Origin of the sequence: Roseobacter sp. GAI101 (assembly GCF_000156335.1) — a bacterium.
In the GTDB taxonomy this organism is placed as follows: Bacteria; Pseudomonadota; Alphaproteobacteria; order Rhodobacterales; family Rhodobacteraceae; genus Sulfitobacter.
The window spans coordinates 3,582,494-3,598,258 of the sequence record NZ_DS999213.1 but is presented as its reverse complement, the minus strand read 5'-3'; the positions used below and the strand labels follow the sequence as shown (position 1 = coordinate 3,598,258).

At 57.5% G+C, this 15,765-nt stretch carries 18 protein-coding genes and 1 pseudogene; 3 read left to right on the top strand and 16 right to left on the bottom strand.

The window, feature by feature from the left end; genetic code table 11:
- The 14 genes from RGAI101_RS17080 to RGAI101_RS17015 all read right to left on the bottom strand — a co-directional run bounded on the left by RGAI101_RS17080 (nt 1) and on the right by RGAI101_RS17015 (nt 10,643).
- Nucleotides 1–2,811, bottom strand: coding sequence for a hypothetical protein (locus RGAI101_RS17080; RefSeq protein WP_008229428.1), 2,811 nt, complete (start codon nt 2,809–2,811; stop codon nt 1–3).
- 120 nt (nt 2,812–2,931) lie between these two features.
- Nucleotides 2,932–3,222 (bottom strand): phage tail assembly protein, encoded by a 291-nt coding sequence (locus tag RGAI101_RS17075; protein WP_008229043.1) that lies wholly within the window; start codon nt 3,220–3,222, stop codon nt 2,932–2,934.
- A 9-nt stretch (nt 3,223–3,231) separates the two neighbouring features.
- Entirely contained in the window at nt 3,232–3,738 is a 507-nt protein-coding gene (locus RGAI101_RS17070; protein ID WP_008226786.1) for a phage major tail tube protein, read from the bottom strand.
- The gene (locus RGAI101_RS17065) at nt 3,738–4,919 is read right to left on the bottom strand and encodes a phage tail sheath C-terminal domain-containing protein (RefSeq protein ID WP_008225901.1); all 1,182 of its coding nucleotides are present in this window, start codon (nt 4,917–4,919) and stop codon (nt 3,738–3,740) included. The genes RGAI101_RS17070 and RGAI101_RS17065 overlap by 1 nt, the downstream gene beginning before the upstream one ends.
- Before the next feature lie 56 nt (nt 4,920–4,975).
- Entirely contained in the window at nt 4,976–5,503 is a 528-nt protein-coding gene (locus RGAI101_RS17060) for a hypothetical protein (protein WP_008225243.1), read from the bottom strand.
- Nucleotides 5,472–5,873 carry a hypothetical protein gene (locus tag RGAI101_RS17055; protein ID WP_037228628.1) on the bottom strand — a complete coding sequence of 134 codons (402 nt, stop codon included), beginning with the start codon at nt 5,871–5,873 and terminating at the stop codon, nt 5,472–5,474. Before RGAI101_RS17055 ends, RGAI101_RS17060 begins: the two co-directional genes overlap by 32 nt.
- Before the next feature lie 8 nt (nt 5,874–5,881).
- A complete protein-coding gene (locus RGAI101_RS17050; RefSeq protein ID WP_008227706.1) occupies nt 5,882–6,682 on the bottom strand; it encodes a hypothetical protein in 801 nt (266 codons plus the stop codon).
- A 69-nt stretch (nt 6,683–6,751) separates the two neighbouring features.
- Nucleotides 6,752–7,528 (bottom strand): hypothetical protein, encoded by a 777-nt coding sequence (locus RGAI101_RS17045; RefSeq protein WP_008228554.1) that lies wholly within the window; start codon nt 7,526–7,528, stop codon nt 6,752–6,754.
- Nucleotides 7,529–7,541: 13 nt separating this feature from the next.
- Nucleotides 7,542–8,054: a phage tail-collar fiber domain-containing protein gene (locus RGAI101_RS17040; RefSeq protein ID WP_050763223.1), complete on the bottom strand. Its 513-nt coding sequence runs from the start codon at nt 8,052–8,054 to the stop codon at nt 7,542–7,544.
- Nucleotides 8,054–8,707 carry a phage tail protein I gene (locus RGAI101_RS21305; RefSeq protein ID WP_198133712.1) on the bottom strand — a complete coding sequence of 218 codons (654 nt, stop codon included), beginning with the start codon at nt 8,705–8,707 and terminating at the stop codon, nt 8,054–8,056. Before RGAI101_RS21305 ends, RGAI101_RS17040 begins: the two co-directional genes overlap by 1 nt.
- Complete coding sequence (locus RGAI101_RS17030) at nt 8,700–9,602, bottom strand: baseplate assembly protein (RefSeq protein WP_008228759.1); 903 nt, start codon at nt 9,600–9,602, stop codon at nt 8,700–8,702. Before RGAI101_RS17030 ends, RGAI101_RS21305 begins: the two co-directional genes overlap by 8 nt.
- Nucleotides 9,599–9,937: a GPW/gp25 family protein gene (locus RGAI101_RS17025; RefSeq protein WP_037228625.1), complete on the bottom strand. Its 339-nt coding sequence runs from the start codon at nt 9,935–9,937 to the stop codon at nt 9,599–9,601. Before RGAI101_RS17025 ends, RGAI101_RS17030 begins: the two co-directional genes overlap by 4 nt.
- Before the next feature lie 54 nt (nt 9,938–9,991).
- A complete protein-coding gene (locus RGAI101_RS17020; protein ID WP_008228239.1) occupies nt 9,992–10,381 on the bottom strand; it encodes a phage baseplate assembly protein in 390 nt (129 codons plus the stop codon).
- Entirely contained in the window at nt 10,374–10,643 is a 270-nt protein-coding gene (locus RGAI101_RS17015) for a hypothetical protein (RefSeq protein ID WP_008228619.1), read from the bottom strand. The genes RGAI101_RS17020 and RGAI101_RS17015 overlap by 8 nt, the downstream gene beginning before the upstream one ends.
- Nucleotides 10,644–10,723: 80 nt before the next feature.
- On the opposite strand from RGAI101_RS17015, the gene istA reads away from it, so the two are divergent.
- The gene (istA, locus tag RGAI101_RS17010) at nt 10,724–12,223 is read left to right on the top strand and encodes an IS21 family transposase (RefSeq protein ID WP_157044708.1); all 1,500 of its coding nucleotides are present in this window, start codon (nt 10,724–10,726) and stop codon (nt 12,221–12,223) included.
- Complete coding sequence (gene istB / locus RGAI101_RS17005; protein WP_008225471.1) at nt 12,220–12,978, top strand: IS21-like element helper ATPase IstB; 759 nt, start codon at nt 12,220–12,222, stop codon at nt 12,976–12,978. Before istA ends, istB begins: the two co-directional genes overlap by 4 nt.
- 141 nt (nt 12,979–13,119) lie before the next feature.
- Here the strand turns inward: istB and RGAI101_RS22450 are convergent.
- A pseudogene (locus RGAI101_RS22450) lies at nt 13,120–13,308 on the bottom strand (IS21 family transposase); the annotation flags it as partial.
- Between the two features lie 99 nt (nt 13,309–13,407).
- Between RGAI101_RS22450 and RGAI101_RS21640 the strand changes: the two are divergent.
- On the top strand, nt 13,408–13,908 hold the full coding sequence (locus tag RGAI101_RS21640) for a tyrosine-type recombinase/integrase (protein WP_083792061.1): 501 nt from the start codon (nt 13,408–13,410) through the stop codon (nt 13,906–13,908).
- Between the two features lie 132 nt (nt 13,909–14,040).
- Here the strand turns inward: RGAI101_RS21640 and RGAI101_RS21635 are convergent, their stop codons facing one another.
- Nucleotides 14,041–15,702, bottom strand: a complete 1,662-nt coding sequence (locus tag RGAI101_RS21635) for an N-6 DNA methylase (RefSeq protein ID WP_008227089.1) — start codon at nt 15,700–15,702, stop codon at nt 14,041–14,043.
- Between the last annotated feature and the right edge of the window lie 63 nt (nt 15,703–15,765).

Sequence of the window (15,765 nt, the reverse complement as noted above, 5' to 3'; positions counted from 1 at the left end):
CTACCTCCCAAACGGACCAGTTGTCGGCGCGCGATCGAACAGACCGTTGCCCGAGTTGCGACGCTCTTCAACGCGCAGAAGCCGAATGACCTCCTGGGCATCGGCCCCGGCCGCATGGATCGTGTACTGGTTGGTCACGGTTTGCGGCCCCGCGACAGGCGCGGCAGTTGGGGCGGCCGCAGCCGGTTGCGCGAATACCGCCTCCATCCGATCCATGCTCAGGGAGCGAACGGCCTCGGCCATTTGGCCCGCGTGTGCCGTCAAAGCGTCCGAGTTTCTGGCGCTGCCAAGTTTTGCCATTCCGACAGATTGCGCCGGCGCTTTTCGCAGCGCTTGCCTTAGAGCCCCCGGCACGATCGATTGGGCGCGTGTCGCATTCGGCCGCATAACCGACCCGACGCGATCGGCATAACCGGCGAGCTGACGCATGGCGCGATTGTTCGCCACATAGCCCGAGCGGTTCTCGAACTTCAGCTCCGGCCCGAGCTCGCCCGTCAGATGCCAGCCAGGACGGAACGGCCCACCCAGCGCGTTCTTCTGCGGCTTGATGCCGTAGAGCTTCTGCGCATCCGAATCGCTCATGGGCGCGGCATTGGCATTAGATGCGGTATTGCCCAGGCCCGAAACCTTGCCAGGTTTCACATGCGCAGCAGCTGCAGAGCCTACGGCCGAGCCGATGGCGTTCCCGGCCCGCTGCGCGTTCTCGTAGCCCCACTTCAACGCCTCGATAACCGGCTTGATCAAACCCATCAGTGTGGTGAACTTATCCCCGATCCAAGTCAGCACAGGATCCAGGGCAGACTTAACGGCGTCCCAGGCCGCACCGATTCCGGCCGTGTTCTTCAGCCCCTCGATCACCGGCTCGGCAGATCCCGTCCAGAGCGCATCAAACACAGCCCCGATCGAGCTGAACGTCGCGTCTATGGCACCTGAAAATGCCGACCAGGCGCGCTCGATCGGAGCCGTCAGCCCGAGCGCGTCCGTCACCGGCTTGATCAGAGTGTCATAGACCCAGACGAAGCGATCCCCGATGCGGCCCAAGACACGGTCAAACATCGAAGCGGCCGAGCGCCACATCCGGCCGACGCCAAGGGCAGCGCGCTCCATATCCCCGGTGAACACGCCCGCGACGACGTCACCGAGCCCGGTGTAGTACGAACCGATATCAGACAGCACTGGAGCCAGGACATCCCCGGCTTTGCGCCAGGCGGCCTCAATCGGAGCCGTGATCCCCATCGCGTCGGTCGCAGGCTTGATCAGGTTCTCATAGGTGGCAGAGAATACCGCACCGATCCCGCTCAAGGTCCGGTCAAAGAATGAGGTGGTGCCAGACCACATCGCCCGAACCCCGCGCTCTGCGCGCCGCATGTCACCGGAGAACACGCCGCCCACGAAGTTGCCGAAGCCCGCAAAGTAGGTTTTCGTATCGGACCAAAGCCCGCGGAACCAGGGACCGACCGTCTCCCAGTTTCGATAGATCAAATACGCCCCGCCCGCGATGACCCCGATCGCAGCCCCGATGGGGTTCATCATCAACGCGGTACCGATGGCGCGGATCGCCCCGACCACGATCGGCGACGCGCTGACCAGGGACAGCATGGCGCGGCCGAGGCTGAACACGGCACCGGCAAACTTGCCGACCCGCACAATCGTGCGCGACGCCAGGACAGCCCCGACGATCATGCCGAAGTTTTCCCAGCCCCCGACCATTTCAGCCGTCCGCTCGGTCACTTCAAAAACGATGGAGCCGATCGAACCGATACCCGAGGCAATCTCGCCGATGATCGGAAGCGCGCGCTCCGCACTGGCCGCGAAACCCTCGGCCCACCGCTCGACGTCATCGCGATTGCCGATCAGGGCGTCACCGATCCGGCGCATGGACCGCGTCACGACCGGCATCAGCGCGGAGCCCACCGTGTTTTTCAGGCCCTTCATCACCAACTGCGTATCGAGCAGCGTGTCCTTGAACACTTCGGCGTCCCGGGCAGCCTGGTCGGACAGGACATAGCCGGTGCGCCGCGCGTCCTCGCGCAGCTGCGTCAGCCCCTTGGAGCCGTCCTTCAGCATGTTCAGCAGGCCGATGCCCGACCGGCCAAACAGATCGTTTGCCAGCGCTGCCTTTTCCGCCTGCGTCTCCACGCCCTGCAGCCTGTCGGCGATCATCGCCAGGGCGTCCTCCGGCAGCTTGGAGGCAAGGTCAGCGGCCGAAAGCCCCAGGGCGTCCAGGGCATCCTTCTGCGCGCCGGTGCCCTCCATCGCCAGACCAATGTTCTTGGTCATTTTTTCCAGCGCGCCATCGAAGGTCGCTGTGGCAACACCAGACCGCTCGGCCGCGTAGCGCAGCTCCTGCAGCACGCCGAGCCCGATGCCCAGCTTATCGGCCGTCTTGGCAACATTATCGCCCAGGTCAGCCGTCGAATTGGCGATCCCGAAGATGGCACCACCGGCCAAGCTGGCCCCGATCGCAATCTGGCGCACATTTCGGCCGATGCCAGATGCCATGTTACTGAAGGTGGAGCCGACACGCCTCGATGCTGCGGCCGCGCGGTTCCAGCGTTCCTGGGCCCGGCGCAGATCCACCAGGGTCCGCTCGAGTTTCTCATACTCGCGATCGTGGTGCTCAACCGACAAGCCCTGCTTGCGCAAGACGTCGCGCTGGCGATCGAGCCCCTTTTGACGGCGCTCGACGCCCTTGATCGCATCGCCAACCTGGGCAAGCCCCGTTTTCAGGAAGCTGACGTTGCGCTTGACCGACTGCTCGAGAACCGAACCGATCGTGATCGTCGCATTAAGGCGTTGGTTTTTGCTCATTCTTTGGAAGGCCCTCTATCCACCAGATGAAACGACTGACCGGCATGGCCATGATTTCACGCTCGGCCCATCCGGTGTGCCGGGCGAGCCGAAGTGACCCCGCCCGGACTTGATCACTGGTCAGCCAATAAAAACGGAGAGAGCCGTCTGCAGCCTGCTGTACTGGCGCATCGTCAGACCGCGCACCGCCTCGGGCGAGATTTCGCAGAGGTTCGAGATCAAGGTGATTTCAGCCTCGGCGCTGTTCGAGCTCGCCCGATCGGCAGCCAGCTGATCCTCCACGAAGGGCTCGCGCATCTTCAGGCTTTTGACGTCGGTCCCGTCGATCTTGGGCGGCCGGGTCTCATAGTTGACCGTGATCGAGCCGTCCTCGTTCTCGACCAACCAGGCTGGGTTTTTTGCGTTTTCCATGTGCGCTCCTTACAGGCCGATATTGGCGCGGTGCTCGGCGAGCTGATCGACGCCCCGCACCTTGCGCACCATGTTGACGACATCGATCTCGTTGATATCGACGCCACCGTGGACCTCGCGGTAGTAGCGCAGGCTCACCGTGAAGGTCAGCGACGGCTTGGCCCCTGAACCCCAGGTGCCGCGCGCCACCGAGATGATCTTGCCCTGCATGTGATGCGCGACGGCCGTCTTGGTGCCATCCAGGCTTTCAAGCGACCCGCGCGCCGTCAGCTGGACCAACGATCCGTCCTTGATGCCCCAGAGGGATAGCACATCCCGATCGTAGGACGTCAGGACGAACGACGTGGTCATTTTTTCCTGACCCATGTCGAGATCGATGGGCGCGTCCATGCCGCCCCCGCGGAATTCTTCGGTCGAAACCGTTAGATCGGGAGCGCTGTACTCCTCGATCTTGCCCGCATGGCCACGGCCATCAACGAACAAATTGAGATACTTCAGGATATCTTCAGCAGCCATCAGTTAAACACCTCCTCGATGTAATCTTTCACCAGGTGCGAACGGAAAGTGATATGCTCGGCCGGATAGACCGGCGTGAAATCAAAGTTGAAAAACACCTTGCCGAGCTGGATATTGGCCGCGGAATTCAGATCCGGATCGGCCCAGCAGCGACCGCCCAGGATCGCGCCCAAAGCGACCAGATCGCGGAGGTAGGCGTTCACGCTTTCCTCGACGTCCGAGACATAGGTTTTTGTGATGCCACGATCGACAGCCCAAAGGTGGGCGCGCAAAAGCGAGTCGTTGATGATGTCGGCCGTGCGGCGAACGCTCAGGAAAATCCACTTTGTGTCGTCGGTCAGCGTCCGGTTGCCCCACAGGCGGTAGCCATTCTGGCGGATGGTCGTGGCGACTTTCGCCTCGTTCAATAGATTGGCACGCGCGCTCGCGCCCCCGAGCTTGAAATCGACCGGACGGCTGGTACCGATGATTCCGCCAATCAGGTGGTTCGACGGCGACGCCCAGAAGCCGGTGTCGTTGTCCACCGTGGCGATCAAGCCTGCAACGCGGGACGATGGCGGAACATCCACGATATCGGAGCCGACGGTGACCTTGTGCCAGGGATCGATCAGGTAGATGCGATCGGAGCCGAAGCCACCGGCTGCCTCGATGGCGTCGGCGTCGTTGGTATTGGGCCCGTCGGCGATGATCACGGCCCGCAGCCGGTCACCGATGCCCTGCAGCTCCGCGATCACCGGGTTGGCGTTGCCCTCGGGGCGCTGGTGAGTGAAGCCCGGCGCGATCAGGATGCGCGGCGAAAACCCGACGACGCTCTCCGCGCCGACCAGGGCATGGACACCCTCGAAGTTGCCATCAACCGCGTTGACGCCCCCGATAACATTGGCGAGGCTTTCGGCCTCATCGAGCCCCTCCTCCACACGAACGACAATGACGACTGCACCGATCTGATCGAAGATGCCGTCCATTGCCGTGGGCAAGGTGCCGCGCGCATCGCCGACCGTGTCCAGGCCTGCGGCTTCTTTGCGCGAACCGGCGACCAGGACCGGCGTGTTCAAGGGGAATGCATCTGCATCGGCGTCGGGCGCAGTGCCCACAATGCCGATGACAGACGATTTGACCGTCTGGATGGGACGTGGACCTGCATCGATCTCGATGACCTCGACGCCGTGAAGAAATGCCATAGTGACCTCGCTTGCGGATGTGAACTGTTGCCCCAAGCATTCCACCGCGCTGCGGCTCAATCCTCTGGCGGTTCCCCCGCGTGTTCGAAGCCAATGCAATAGGCCGAATTCATCTCAAGCACCCGGCAGTGGAGCCCACCCGGCGAGAGCTCCTGCGGCGCGCTCAAGCCCAAGGCATGCCCGCAGATTTCGGAGCAAAACCACTGATCCCGCCGATGCCGTCGCAGATTAAAAGCCTGCGATGCGATCAAGCCCAGATAGTCATAGGGGTTGCCGATTTCAGCGATGATCCGATCGACAGCTTCGCCATCCGACCAGAGAACGCTGACAAACTCCCAATTCCCAGGCTTGAACAGAATGACCTTTTCGCGAACGCCCCCGTCCCGGCCACTCGATGACCAGGCGCGCGCCTCAAACGCATCATCAGCCTGCGCTGGTTGCAATCGCAGGATTTCGCAGTGGCTGAACGCAGAACGGGTGACCCAACGGATCACCCGATCAAAGAAGCGGCCGTGGCCTTTATAGAATGCCAGGACGATCACACCAAGCAGATCAGAACATGGCGACGACGTCTCGCGCGCCATCGGGCAAATCCGGCCAGTTTTCGTCTGCGCGGAAATCCAGATCGGCGTCCGCGGCCAACTCGACCACCCGCGCCCGCATGGCCGCGACCCAATCGATAGCCTGGCCGAGCCCAGCCAGCATGGCGCTCTCCTCGGCCGAACGGTTGCTGGCAGTTTTCGCCGACACCACAGCTGCAGCAGTTGCCATATTCATCTGAGTTTCAGCCGATGCTGCGCCATAGATCCTTCGCCGACACTCGCCTTTGATCCTGGTCAAGCGTAGGTCGGCCTCAGCCGCATCGATAGCATCTACCGGATACCCAAGCGCAATCGCGCCCGCACGATCAACCGACAGGGTGGTTCGGCCATTATGTGAAATATCAAAAAGCATCGTTTACCTCAATTTTGCAGAAGATCAGTGCCGAGCGTTCCGCCCGACTGCGCGAGTGCGCCGTTTGTAAGCGTCAAACCTTGGGATGCGATATGTGCGATCCCCCAGCCCCCCACATGCGTGACGCCAAAAATAGGTCCATCAAAAGATGTGCCCCAAAGTGAAAGATTGACGATTGATCCGCGGTTGACCGTGACAATGGCCGCACCATCGCTGCCGGAGAAAGCGCAATTCATCAGCCGCACATCCACCGAAGCCGCCGTCGTGCTGTCAACGAGCACATGATAAAACACATTCCAATCCAAATTCGGGTCAGCTTTCGCAGGCAACCGAATGTCAACATTCTGGAGAGTCAGACACCCTCCCATCAAATTCGTGAAGCGGTAGCACTGATTTTGATTAGAGGAGACAAACGAACCAGGCTCGAAAATGGGGTCAAACCCCTCGCCCTCCTTCAAGATCATCAAGTTCTTGCCAGCCAGAGAGACTAGCGACGTCAGAACGTGCGTTTTGTCGGCCGCAAGTTTTGCCTGTATGAATGCCCCATAGGGAGCCGCATCTACCAGCGTGGCAATATCGTTGAAGGTTCCGCCATCCAGATTGGTGGGATTGGCGATGTCAGGATCCACGGTGCCGGTGAAATCCATAAGGCTTCGAATGACGCCCTTCAGGTTTCCGCTTAGAGCAGCATAGGCAGCTTCGGCAGCTGCGACGTCATCATCCCAACGCGGCCGCTGCGCTTCGAAGTAATCCTTCAAATCGGTATAGTTTGCGACAAGGCTATTCAACTTTTCGATGGTGGTGGCCATTGCGGCTATCCCTTCTTCTAAGTGGCCAGATTTCGGCCGAAACATTCATAGACTTCACGAAGCGCGTGATTAAGCGGCGTCTGTTAAAGCTGCTCCGTTGGTGAGAGTGAGGGCGGAAGTGCCTATGTTGCCCACCCCCGCCCTGAACCCCCGCACCCCATAAACGTTTCCATCAAGTGTCGAGGCGTGAATTGTCAGCGTTGGGAATGCGCCATAGTGTCCGGCCAAAAGTGCAAAGCCGCCATCACCGCTCAAGATAGACGCCCGAAAGCCGAGAGAGACAATGTCAGGGCCACCAGATGAAACTAAGGCTTCTGAAGGGGTGTGAAGTTGCGGATTAGTCGGATCGTGTGCATCTGGACGAATGTCGATATTATTAAATTTTAGGGCACAGCCGAACGCCTCTACAAAACGACACCGATAAGTGTGGGTCGCGCTTGAAGAGAATCCCAGCCGAATGATTGGGCGGTCAACTAAGCCGCTGTTTTTTCCCTCGAAGGTCAAAGTGCGACCCCAGACATAAATGTTGTCATTGATGATATGCTCGGTGCCGTAAGGAAGATAAATCCGAACGAAACTACCAACGGGCGAGGCATTCACGGCCTCCTTAATGGTGGCAAATGTACCGCCATTTACGTTGGAATATTCCTGCAGCGTTGGGTCAACGGTGACACTGAAAAACATCTTACCAGGGAAAACCGCGTTCAGATCACCCAGTAGCTCGCCGTATGATGCCCGCGCCACATCAAGCTCGCCGTCCCAACGCGACTTTTGCCCATCAAAATAGGCCTTCAGTTCGGTGTAGGCGTCGATGAGCGCCGCAACTTCTTCAACGGTAGTGACCATGAAAAGCAGCTCCTTATTGATCTAGAAGGGAATCGATCAAGTCAGCCTGGCGAAGCTGCTCGACTTGAAGGTTGGCAAGCGCGAGCGCCACGGTGACTGAAAGATCGAACAGATCATCATCCGGAGCATCCGCAATGATCAGCCCATCGGCGACGCGACTAAAACTCAAAACGTGGTCGATCAAATAAACGATCCCGCCAGTGCGGCGCACTTCTTCGGCTGGAAACGTACAAAGTGCGATCAGGTCGCCGTCCTCGTCGTAAAAGCCCGCCTCACGGACGTCGAAAGCGACAGTGTCAGCCCCGAACTCTGCCCGAACACGCCAGGCATTCGGATCAATAATATGGCGTGTTTCAATTGGCACCCGGATCCGCTCATTGCGCAGTGCAGTCTGCGCGAAATCACCAACATAGCTGGCACCATTCGCATCGCCCAAGGCAACCTGTGTAATCGCGACTTGCGCACCCGAGCCTGCAGCTAGAAGCAACTTGTCCTCGGCGGTATCGGTGAGAATTGTAGTGGGCATCAGGCCGCATCCCTTCTTTGAACGTCATGGGTCAAAACACTCAACTGACGCTGTCGGGCACCGCTGCGCAGATGAAACGAACTGTCAGAGGCACGGGTCCGAGGGACCGGATCGTGCCCGATTTCAGAAACCAATCGCCCTCTCGCGCTGGCCCGCATATAGACTTCCGTCCCGAAATCCTCGCCGATGCGCACCGCGAAATGAGAGCGCTGCGGCTTAAGGTTCACGAGGATTGACGTGATGATTTCAAGCGTTCTGGGATCAATTGCCAACCCTGCCGCAAACACATCCGTGCTCGAGAAATCGATCCGAAAAGTGTGCGGCTCGCCACCATAATCGAACCACTCAGAAATCACGGGTGGCACACCGATCCCGGCCAAGGCGCGGCGCACAGACCCGACGGTGCCCTTCACTCGGTGCACCTGAACGGCATCAATGAGGATCCGGCGCTTCTGCTCTACCGGCCAAGCGCTGTCCCAAATCTCGATGGAGAATGCCCAGGCCAGATACGACAACAGATGCTCTGGACAAACAGATGCATTCCAAAGCGCGGCAATTGGATCACCGAAGCCGCGCAAACGCCCAGACAGCTGCTCGAGATCACGCTCGATCTGTTGTGCGCTTGGCGGCAAAACTGTGAGCAGATCAGACATCACGCCCTCCGACATTTACGGAAACCGAGCCGCAGTAGGCAGCCTCCGATCCATCAACAACCAAGTCGGCGAGAGGGCTGACCAAAGACACTTTCTGAACGCCGGGCAAATGCAAGGCGGCATGCAATCCAGAAATGCTGATATCGTGCCCCAGGCGATGCTGATCCTCTACAAACGCAGTAACCGAAGCGAGCGCGGCCGCGCGCACGATTTCCCCGTCAGGGCCGTCATACAGGGTCAAAACGGCATCAAGCTGATACGTCACGATGGTGGCCGCTTGGACAAGCACTTGATCGGTCAACGGCCGGATATCCTCATCATTCAAGGCGTCAGCAACCAGCTGAACCAAAGCCGGATCACCTCCCCCATTTCCTACCTCGGACAGAACGGTGACGACGACTTGACCTGGCGCTGGCGATTCAACGCTGATGTCCTTGACCTGCGGAGACGCTGACAGCCCCCAGAATACATATGATCCGCGCGGCCCGGCCGTGGTGAAACCCTCGAGTGCCAACTGAACCCGCGAGCGAAAACGCACATCGTCCTCAAGCACTTCAGGCACAGGAGGAACTGCGACCGGATCGGCCTCCTGGATCACTGCCCGCTGAACACCGTAAAACGCCGCCAATTGATCCAGCTGCGCGCCAGCCGCAAATGCCAGCATGTTGCCACGGCCAGCATCATCAATTTCGGCGCGCAAAAGAAGCTCGCGGTACGCCCACGCCTGAAGCACCTTTGTGATCGGCTCGCTTTCCAAACCGACGATGGGCCCAAGGTCCGGATCCCGATCGACAAGCCAGGCTTTGACCTCCGCCAAAATAGTCTCAAAGTCCTTGCGATCAATGATCGCCGGAGCAGGTAGGCGATCGAGGTTAATTGCCGTAAACGCGCTCATCCGACCTCGATCCCCGCAATCGTGACCTCACGGCCGTCGGGCAGATACCGGCCGCTCAGATCGATGATGATTTTCCCAGGCTCGAAGGTGCGCAGGGTGACCGTGTCCACATCGATGCGCGGCTCCCAGGTCATCAACGCCTCGACCGTGGCCGCGATGATCGCCAGCTTGGTCGCAGACGAATAGGGCGCATCGATCAAATCAAACAGGCGCGAACCATAATCGCGCCGCATCACCCGCGACCCAACTGGCGTGGTGAGAATGTCCCTGATGGACTGCCGAAGGTGGTCGATGCCGCCTAGTTTCCGGCCGGTGAGTGCGCTGATCCCATACATGCGCCCACATTGGACAGGACGCCCGCCCCGATCCTCTGGCGGTTCCCCACTGGCCTACTTCGGTGCACCGGTGTCGCCAGGACCAGGCTGGATGCCACCATGCACATGCGAAACCAGGCTGATCCCCGAACAAACGACATCACCGTCCCCCGTGATCGTGCCCGCGAAGTTGCCAGCGGGCACACCGCCCGCGAACGGACCAGGATAAATGATGCCATGCGCTGTGTTGCCACCAGGCGACAGCACCACCACCTGAGTGCCGACTGATGGCGGGATCCAGAACTTTAGCTCTGCCGACCCGAGCTGTGCAATCTTCAGCCAATCGCTCTCGGCCCCATCGGCCCATTTGACCTTGGCCCGATCGCCGTCGCGCGCAGTAACCGTAGCGACCATGATCAGCCGCTCAACGGCCTGCATCAACTGCGACAGTGCGAACTCAGACATCGCCAGCCTCCGCGACATAGTCGTCCTCATACGCAAGCCCGATATCCGGTGACCAGGAACTGAGCACCTGCGTCGGCGTCAGCCCATCATCGACAAAGAAGCTCGGACCGATATCGGCCGAATGGGCCCATTCGACACGCCAAATATCAAACTGATCCGCCTGCGGCGCAAAATCGTCTGGCTCAACAGCCAGGACAACGGCAGCACCCCACGCGACCCCGAGGCGCTCGTTATTGTGATCGGCGGAGCAATACTCGACCACGGTAGCGGCGGCGTAGTGCGGTCGCGGGCGGCTTAAAAGTCGGCCACTTTGGCCCTTTCATTTGATGGGAGGGTTTGGGGATATTCACTGTGGAATTATATTTGAAGGTGCGTCGCGCCCATTTTCAGGATGGGTTGAGCGGGCGGCAGATAGCTCGGGATTTTGGGATCAGCCGGGACAGTGTTGCGAAGATGTTGGCGCATTCTGAGCCGCCTGGATACCGGCGGACGGCGGCGATTAAACGCCCGAAGTTGGATGCATATATCGATCAGATTGATCGGTGGTTGGCGGAAGACAAGATGCGCCCTCGTAAGCAGCGACACACATCCAAGCGCATTTTTGAACGGCTCCGTGATGAATGCGGCTTCAACGGCGGGTACACCATCGTCAAAGATTATGTGCGCAACAAGAAGCGCGGTTCGCGTGAGATGTTCGTGCCGTTGAGCCATCCGCCCGGACATGCGCAGGCCGACTTTGGCGAAGCGTTGGTTGTGATTGGTGGCATTGAGCAGAAAGCCTATTTCTTCGCGCTGGATCTGCCGCATAGTGATGCCTGTTATGTCCGTGCCTATCCTGCCGCGAACACCGAGGCTTGGTTGGATGGGCATGTTCACGCGTTTGCGTTCTTTGGAGCGGTGCCACAGTCGGTGCTCTACGACAATGACCGTTGCTTGGTTGCAAAGATCATGCCGAATGGCGAACGTCAGAGAACACAGCGGTTCAGCGCGATGCTGTCGCATTACGTGGTCCGAGACCGATACGGTCGCCCCGGAAAGGGGAACGATAAAGGTAAAGTCGAAGGTCTCGTCGGCTATTCTCGTCGTAACTTCATGGTACCAATGCCCCGCTTTGCGAGTTGGGCAGCGTTCAACGATTACCTCGAAGAACAGTGCTGCAAACGGCAAGCAGACATCTTGCGCGGCTATAAGATCAGCATCGGTGAACGATTGCAGGCTGATCTGGCTGCGATGCAGGGCTTGCCAGATGCGCCGTTTGAAGCTTGCGACCTGCGCAGTGGCCAGGTCACATCGACATCCGTGGTGCGCTATCGCGGCAATGATTACTCAGTGCCGGTGGCCTTTGGTCACCGTGAGGTCTGGATAAAGGGATTTGTGGATCGGGTCGTTATTGGCTGCGCTGCTGAGGTGATTGCGCAGCATGTCAGGTCATACGACAAAGACGATATCACCTTTGACCCTGTGCATTATCTACGACTGATTGAGCGTAAGATCATGGCCTTTGATCAGGCAGCTCCGTTGCAAAACTGGAACCTACCTGATGCATTTTCAACGTTGCAACGGTTGTTGGAAGCGCGGCAGGGCAAGGCTGGGAAGCGCGAGTACGTGCAGGTCCTCCGTCTGCTGGAACGCTTTGAGATGGAGGTGCTGCACAATGCAGTCAAAGATGCGCTTCAAATGGGAGCCATCAGCTTTGATGCCATCAAACACCTTGTGCTATGCCGCGTTGAACGCAGGCAGCCTCGGTTGGATTTGGATCTCTATCCGTTTCTGCCCAGAACGCATGTCGCGACGACATCAGCCGCATCCTACATGAGCCTGCTGGATGGAGGTGGCGCATGACCGATGCACCAGAACTGCTCTTGGCCAACCATCTCAAAACCCTGCGCTTACCGACCTTCCAGCGTGAACACGACAAGCTCGCGCGCATCTGTGCCGCGCAGGGCGTGGATCATGTCCGTTATTTGGCCCGGCTGACCGAGCTTGAACTGATCGACCGCGAACGCCGCATGGTCGAGCGCAGGATCAAATCGGCCAAGTTCCCAGCCGTCAAAAGCCTGGACAGTTTCGACTTCAAGGCAATCCCGTCGTTGAACAAGATGATGGTCTTGGATCTGGCGCGGTGTGATTGGGTCGAACGGCGGGAGAATGTCATCGCACTTGGCCCATCTGGCACTGGAAAGACCCACATCGCCCTCGGGTTGGGCCTGGCCGCCTGCCAAAAGGGCATGCCTGTCGCTTTTGTCACGGCGGCCTCACTGGTGAACGAGTTGATGGAAGCGCGAGACGAGAAACGGCTGCTGCGATTGCAACGCCAGCTCGCTAAGGTCAGCCTGTTGATCATCGATGAACTGGGTTTTGTGCCGCTCAGTAAAACAGGCGCTGAACTGCTGTTCGAACTGATCTCGCAACGCTACGAGCGTGGATCAACACTCATCACCAGCAACCTGCCGTTCGAAGAGTGGACAGAAACCTTCGGCACAGAACGACTGACCGGCGCATTACTGGATCGGCTGACACACCACGTGAACATTCTGGAAATGAATGGTGAAAGCTACAGGCTCAATCAGAGCAAATCAAAGCGTACCAAAACTTAACACATCATCAGGTTGGCCTGACGGCCAACGCGCCATGGAACGTGCTTGCTACTTAATGGCATCACGCCCCAAGGCGCGTAACCAAGTGGCCGACTTTTGCTCCGCCCCAATGGCAGGTTGTTACGCCGCCGTTGACAACCGATCAATCTGATCGATATATGCATCCAACTTCGGGCGTTTAATCGCCGCCGTCCGCCGGTATCCAGGCGGCTCAGAATGCGCCAACATCTTCGCAACACTGTCCCGGCTGATCCCAAAATCCCGAGCTATCTGCCGCCCGCTCAACCCATCCTGAAAATGGGCGCGACGCACCTTCAAATATAATTCCACAGTGAATATCCCCAAACCCTCCCATCAAATGAAAGGGCCAAAGTGGCCGACTTTTAAGCCGCCCGCGACCGCACTACGCCGCCGCTACCGTGGTCGAGTATTGCTCCGCCGATCACAGAGAACGCAGCACCACGTACCCGCCTGCTGTTTGAGCTCCTGCTAGGGACCGGCCAGCGGATCGGCGATGTGCTGAAGATGAGGTGGTCAGACTTCGACGGAGAGGCCATAAGCGTCCGCCAGGGCAAGACCAAAGCCAATCTGTGGATCCCAGCGCCTCAGATGCTACTGCAGGCCTTGGCAAGCGCCCAGCGCAGCTCGGTATTCATTTTGACCAACCAGGCCGAAACAGGCCCTTGGTCGTATCGCGGCGCGGCCGACGGCATGATGAAGCTGAGACGGCAGATCGGCGCTGAAGCATACGATATCCACTCCCTGCGCTACACTGCGACGGCCGAGCTGGCCCGCGTTGGGTTGGACGACGATCTGATTATGGCTATCACCGGGCACAAAACCCACCGTATGGTGCAGCTCTATGCAGGTGCAGAACGGCAGAAGCTGCGAGCCCGGGCTGCAAACAACGCGCGGGCATCCAAATTATGACTATGGATCTTTAGATGGCTGGAGATACCCAGTCCCGTATTTTCACAAGCACTTCCCTGTCAAAATAATCCAAGACGCGAAAAATAATGCAATTAATAGTTGACCAAACCTATTGCCGAGAAATGCGACAAGTCAACGATGTCTATGGAAACGGAGATGCTCCAAGCCCGAACGAAGAAGCGCAGTATTGGAAGGCAAATTACTTAGTCCAATACCATTAAGAATAAGTTGGTCTACAAACTGACGAGCTTCCTCGAGGTTTCCTTCACGAAGCATTCGATCAACACGAGTGAATGAAGCGCTTACAGTTCTAGGATGCATTTCAGGCATCAAAACTTCGATCTGCTCCGCTTCTCGGGGTTCATGTTTTAAAGCACCAGACCCATATGACCGACCGCACGCCTCCGCGGAAATCTGTGAAAAAGTTGATAGGAGAGATAGCGAGACCAACTGGCGTTGGCTTTTCGTAAGCTGTCTATCAAAATATACTCGATGCAAGGAATTCGTGCAGTTAAAACTGGTTTGATTGAGCACCAACCTGGGCCCATGATGTTGCATAACAGGAAAAAACGCATCTGGCGCAGCTTCGTCTTCAGTCCGACACCAGATTGAGCGCTTCTTAAACGTTGAGCATCCATCGATGTCTGACTTAGAATACTGAGCGAGATATGCCCGCATTTCAGGAGATGCGTTAGTCGGGTCATCTTCGCTTACAAGGTATCCTTTACCTCCATTTTCGAGCAACCTGCCGTGATCCGAAAGGCTGAATTGCATGCCTTGAGCAAACTGAAATCTAGGCAAAATCCTTTTCAATTCAGTTGTATCCAAATTCAGATTTTCGCGTTCAGTTTCGCTCAAGAGGAAAAACGCATTGTTGCCAGTGACTAGCCCTATTCTTACCCCTAAGAAGTCACCAAGCTTTTTACATACTGGACTTTTTTGGAGTCGTACAAACAAACGTCGCGACCCTTCTGAAAGGCTATCAAAAACTGACGTTCCGCATAAGGAGGTAGTTTTTGCCTGACCCAACTCCCAACTGTTGATCGCCTTTTTCAGTTCTTCAACGCCAGCACATTGGTCTAGCGAAATATCCGACTGTGTAGGCAACCGACTCTTTTCAAGCTTGCCTTTGCATAGCAAAACCACTGTTTTCTCTTCCGTCCCTTCTAAGAGAAATTGGCGCTCTTTCAGCTCAAACGCTCGGACCTCTTCGAAATTTTCAGTGATAAAGGAGCGGAGTGCAGCGGAAAAATTTGCGTAAAGGAAACTGCTAGGCAAAACCCAAGCAGCCCTACCTCCCGTTGACGTGAAAGGAATAGAAAGTGCAACGAAGTAGGCCCACAGACTTGCTCTTCGATCCAGCGTCAACCCAAGATCTTTCAGCTGATCTAGAACACGCTCTCTGCGAGAAACATCAATCTTACGATATGGGAGATATGGAGGATTGCCCACGACTGCGTCAAAAGTTTTTGGCCAGCTTGAAGGGAAACGTTGATCTAGAAAATCACCCTCGTGATACCGTTCCAGATCTACTGGTTGTTCAAACACGTCTGACAGAAGCAGAAACGCTCTAGTATCGATGTCACATCCGTAAATTTGACTTATGGAGCTTGTAGATCCGATTTTAGCGAGGCGATCCCGCGTAGATCGAAGAAAGCCACAGCCACCAAAACTTGGTTCTAGAACTGTAGTCTCCGGAGTTTGTACTGACCAAGCGCAAATTAAATCTGTCAGACCTTGATGAGTATAAAATGCGCCCAAGTCTTTTTTCCGACGGGAGTCGAATGTTCGCATGACAGTCAAGACGTCTTCCCCACCTTTTTTCGGATACCCTAGCTCTAGACCACTCTATTTGGA

Excerpts from the sequence above, each read along its gene's own strand:
- RGAI101_RS17080 (WP_008229428.1), bottom strand. The coding sequence starts at position 2,811 with ATGAGCAAAAACCAACGCCTTAATGCGACGATCACGATCGGTTCGGTT.
- RGAI101_RS17075 (WP_008229043.1), bottom strand. The coding sequence starts at position 3,222 with ATGGAAAACGCAAAAAACCCAGCCTGGTTGGTCGAGAACGAGGACGGC.
- RGAI101_RS17070 (WP_008226786.1), bottom strand. The coding sequence starts at position 3,738 with ATGGCTGCTGAAGATATCCTGAAGTATCTCAATTTGTTCGTTGATGGC.
- RGAI101_RS17065 (WP_008225901.1), bottom strand. The coding sequence starts at position 4,919 with ATGGCATTTCTTCACGGCGTCGAGGTCATCGAGATCGATGCAGGTCCA.
- RGAI101_RS17060 (WP_008225243.1), bottom strand. The coding sequence starts at position 5,503 with ATGGCGCGCGAGACGTCGTCGCCATGTTCTGATCTGCTTGGTGTGATC.
- RGAI101_RS17055 (WP_037228628.1), bottom strand. The coding sequence starts at position 5,873 with ATGCTTTTTGATATTTCACATAATGGCCGAACCACCCTGTCGGTTGAT.
- RGAI101_RS17050 (WP_008227706.1), bottom strand. The coding sequence starts at position 6,682 with ATGGCCACCACCATCGAAAAGTTGAATAGCCTTGTCGCAAACTATACC.
- RGAI101_RS17045 (WP_008228554.1), bottom strand. The coding sequence starts at position 7,528 with ATGGTCACTACCGTTGAAGAAGTTGCGGCGCTCATCGACGCCTACACC.
- RGAI101_RS17040 (WP_050763223.1), bottom strand. The coding sequence starts at position 8,054 with ATGCCCACTACAATTCTCACCGATACCGCCGAGGACAAGTTGCTTCTA.
- RGAI101_RS21305 (WP_198133712.1), bottom strand. The coding sequence starts at position 8,707 with ATGTCTGATCTGCTCACAGTTTTGCCGCCAAGCGCACAACAGATCGAG.
- RGAI101_RS17030 (WP_008228759.1), bottom strand. The coding sequence starts at position 9,602 with ATGAGCGCGTTTACGGCAATTAACCTCGATCGCCTACCTGCTCCGGCG.
- RGAI101_RS17025 (WP_037228625.1), bottom strand. The coding sequence starts at position 9,937 with ATGTATGGGATCAGCGCACTCACCGGCCGGAAACTAGGCGGCATCGAC.
- RGAI101_RS17020 (WP_008228239.1), bottom strand. The coding sequence starts at position 10,381 with ATGTCTGAGTTCGCACTGTCGCAGTTGATGCAGGCCGTTGAGCGGCTG.
- istB (WP_008225471.1), top strand. The coding sequence starts at position 12,220 with ATGACCGATGCACCAGAACTGCTCTTGGCCAACCATCTCAAAACCCTG.
- RGAI101_RS21635 (WP_008227089.1), bottom strand. The coding sequence starts at position 15,702 with ATGCGAACATTCGACTCCCGTCGGAAAAAAGACTTGGGCGCATTTTAT.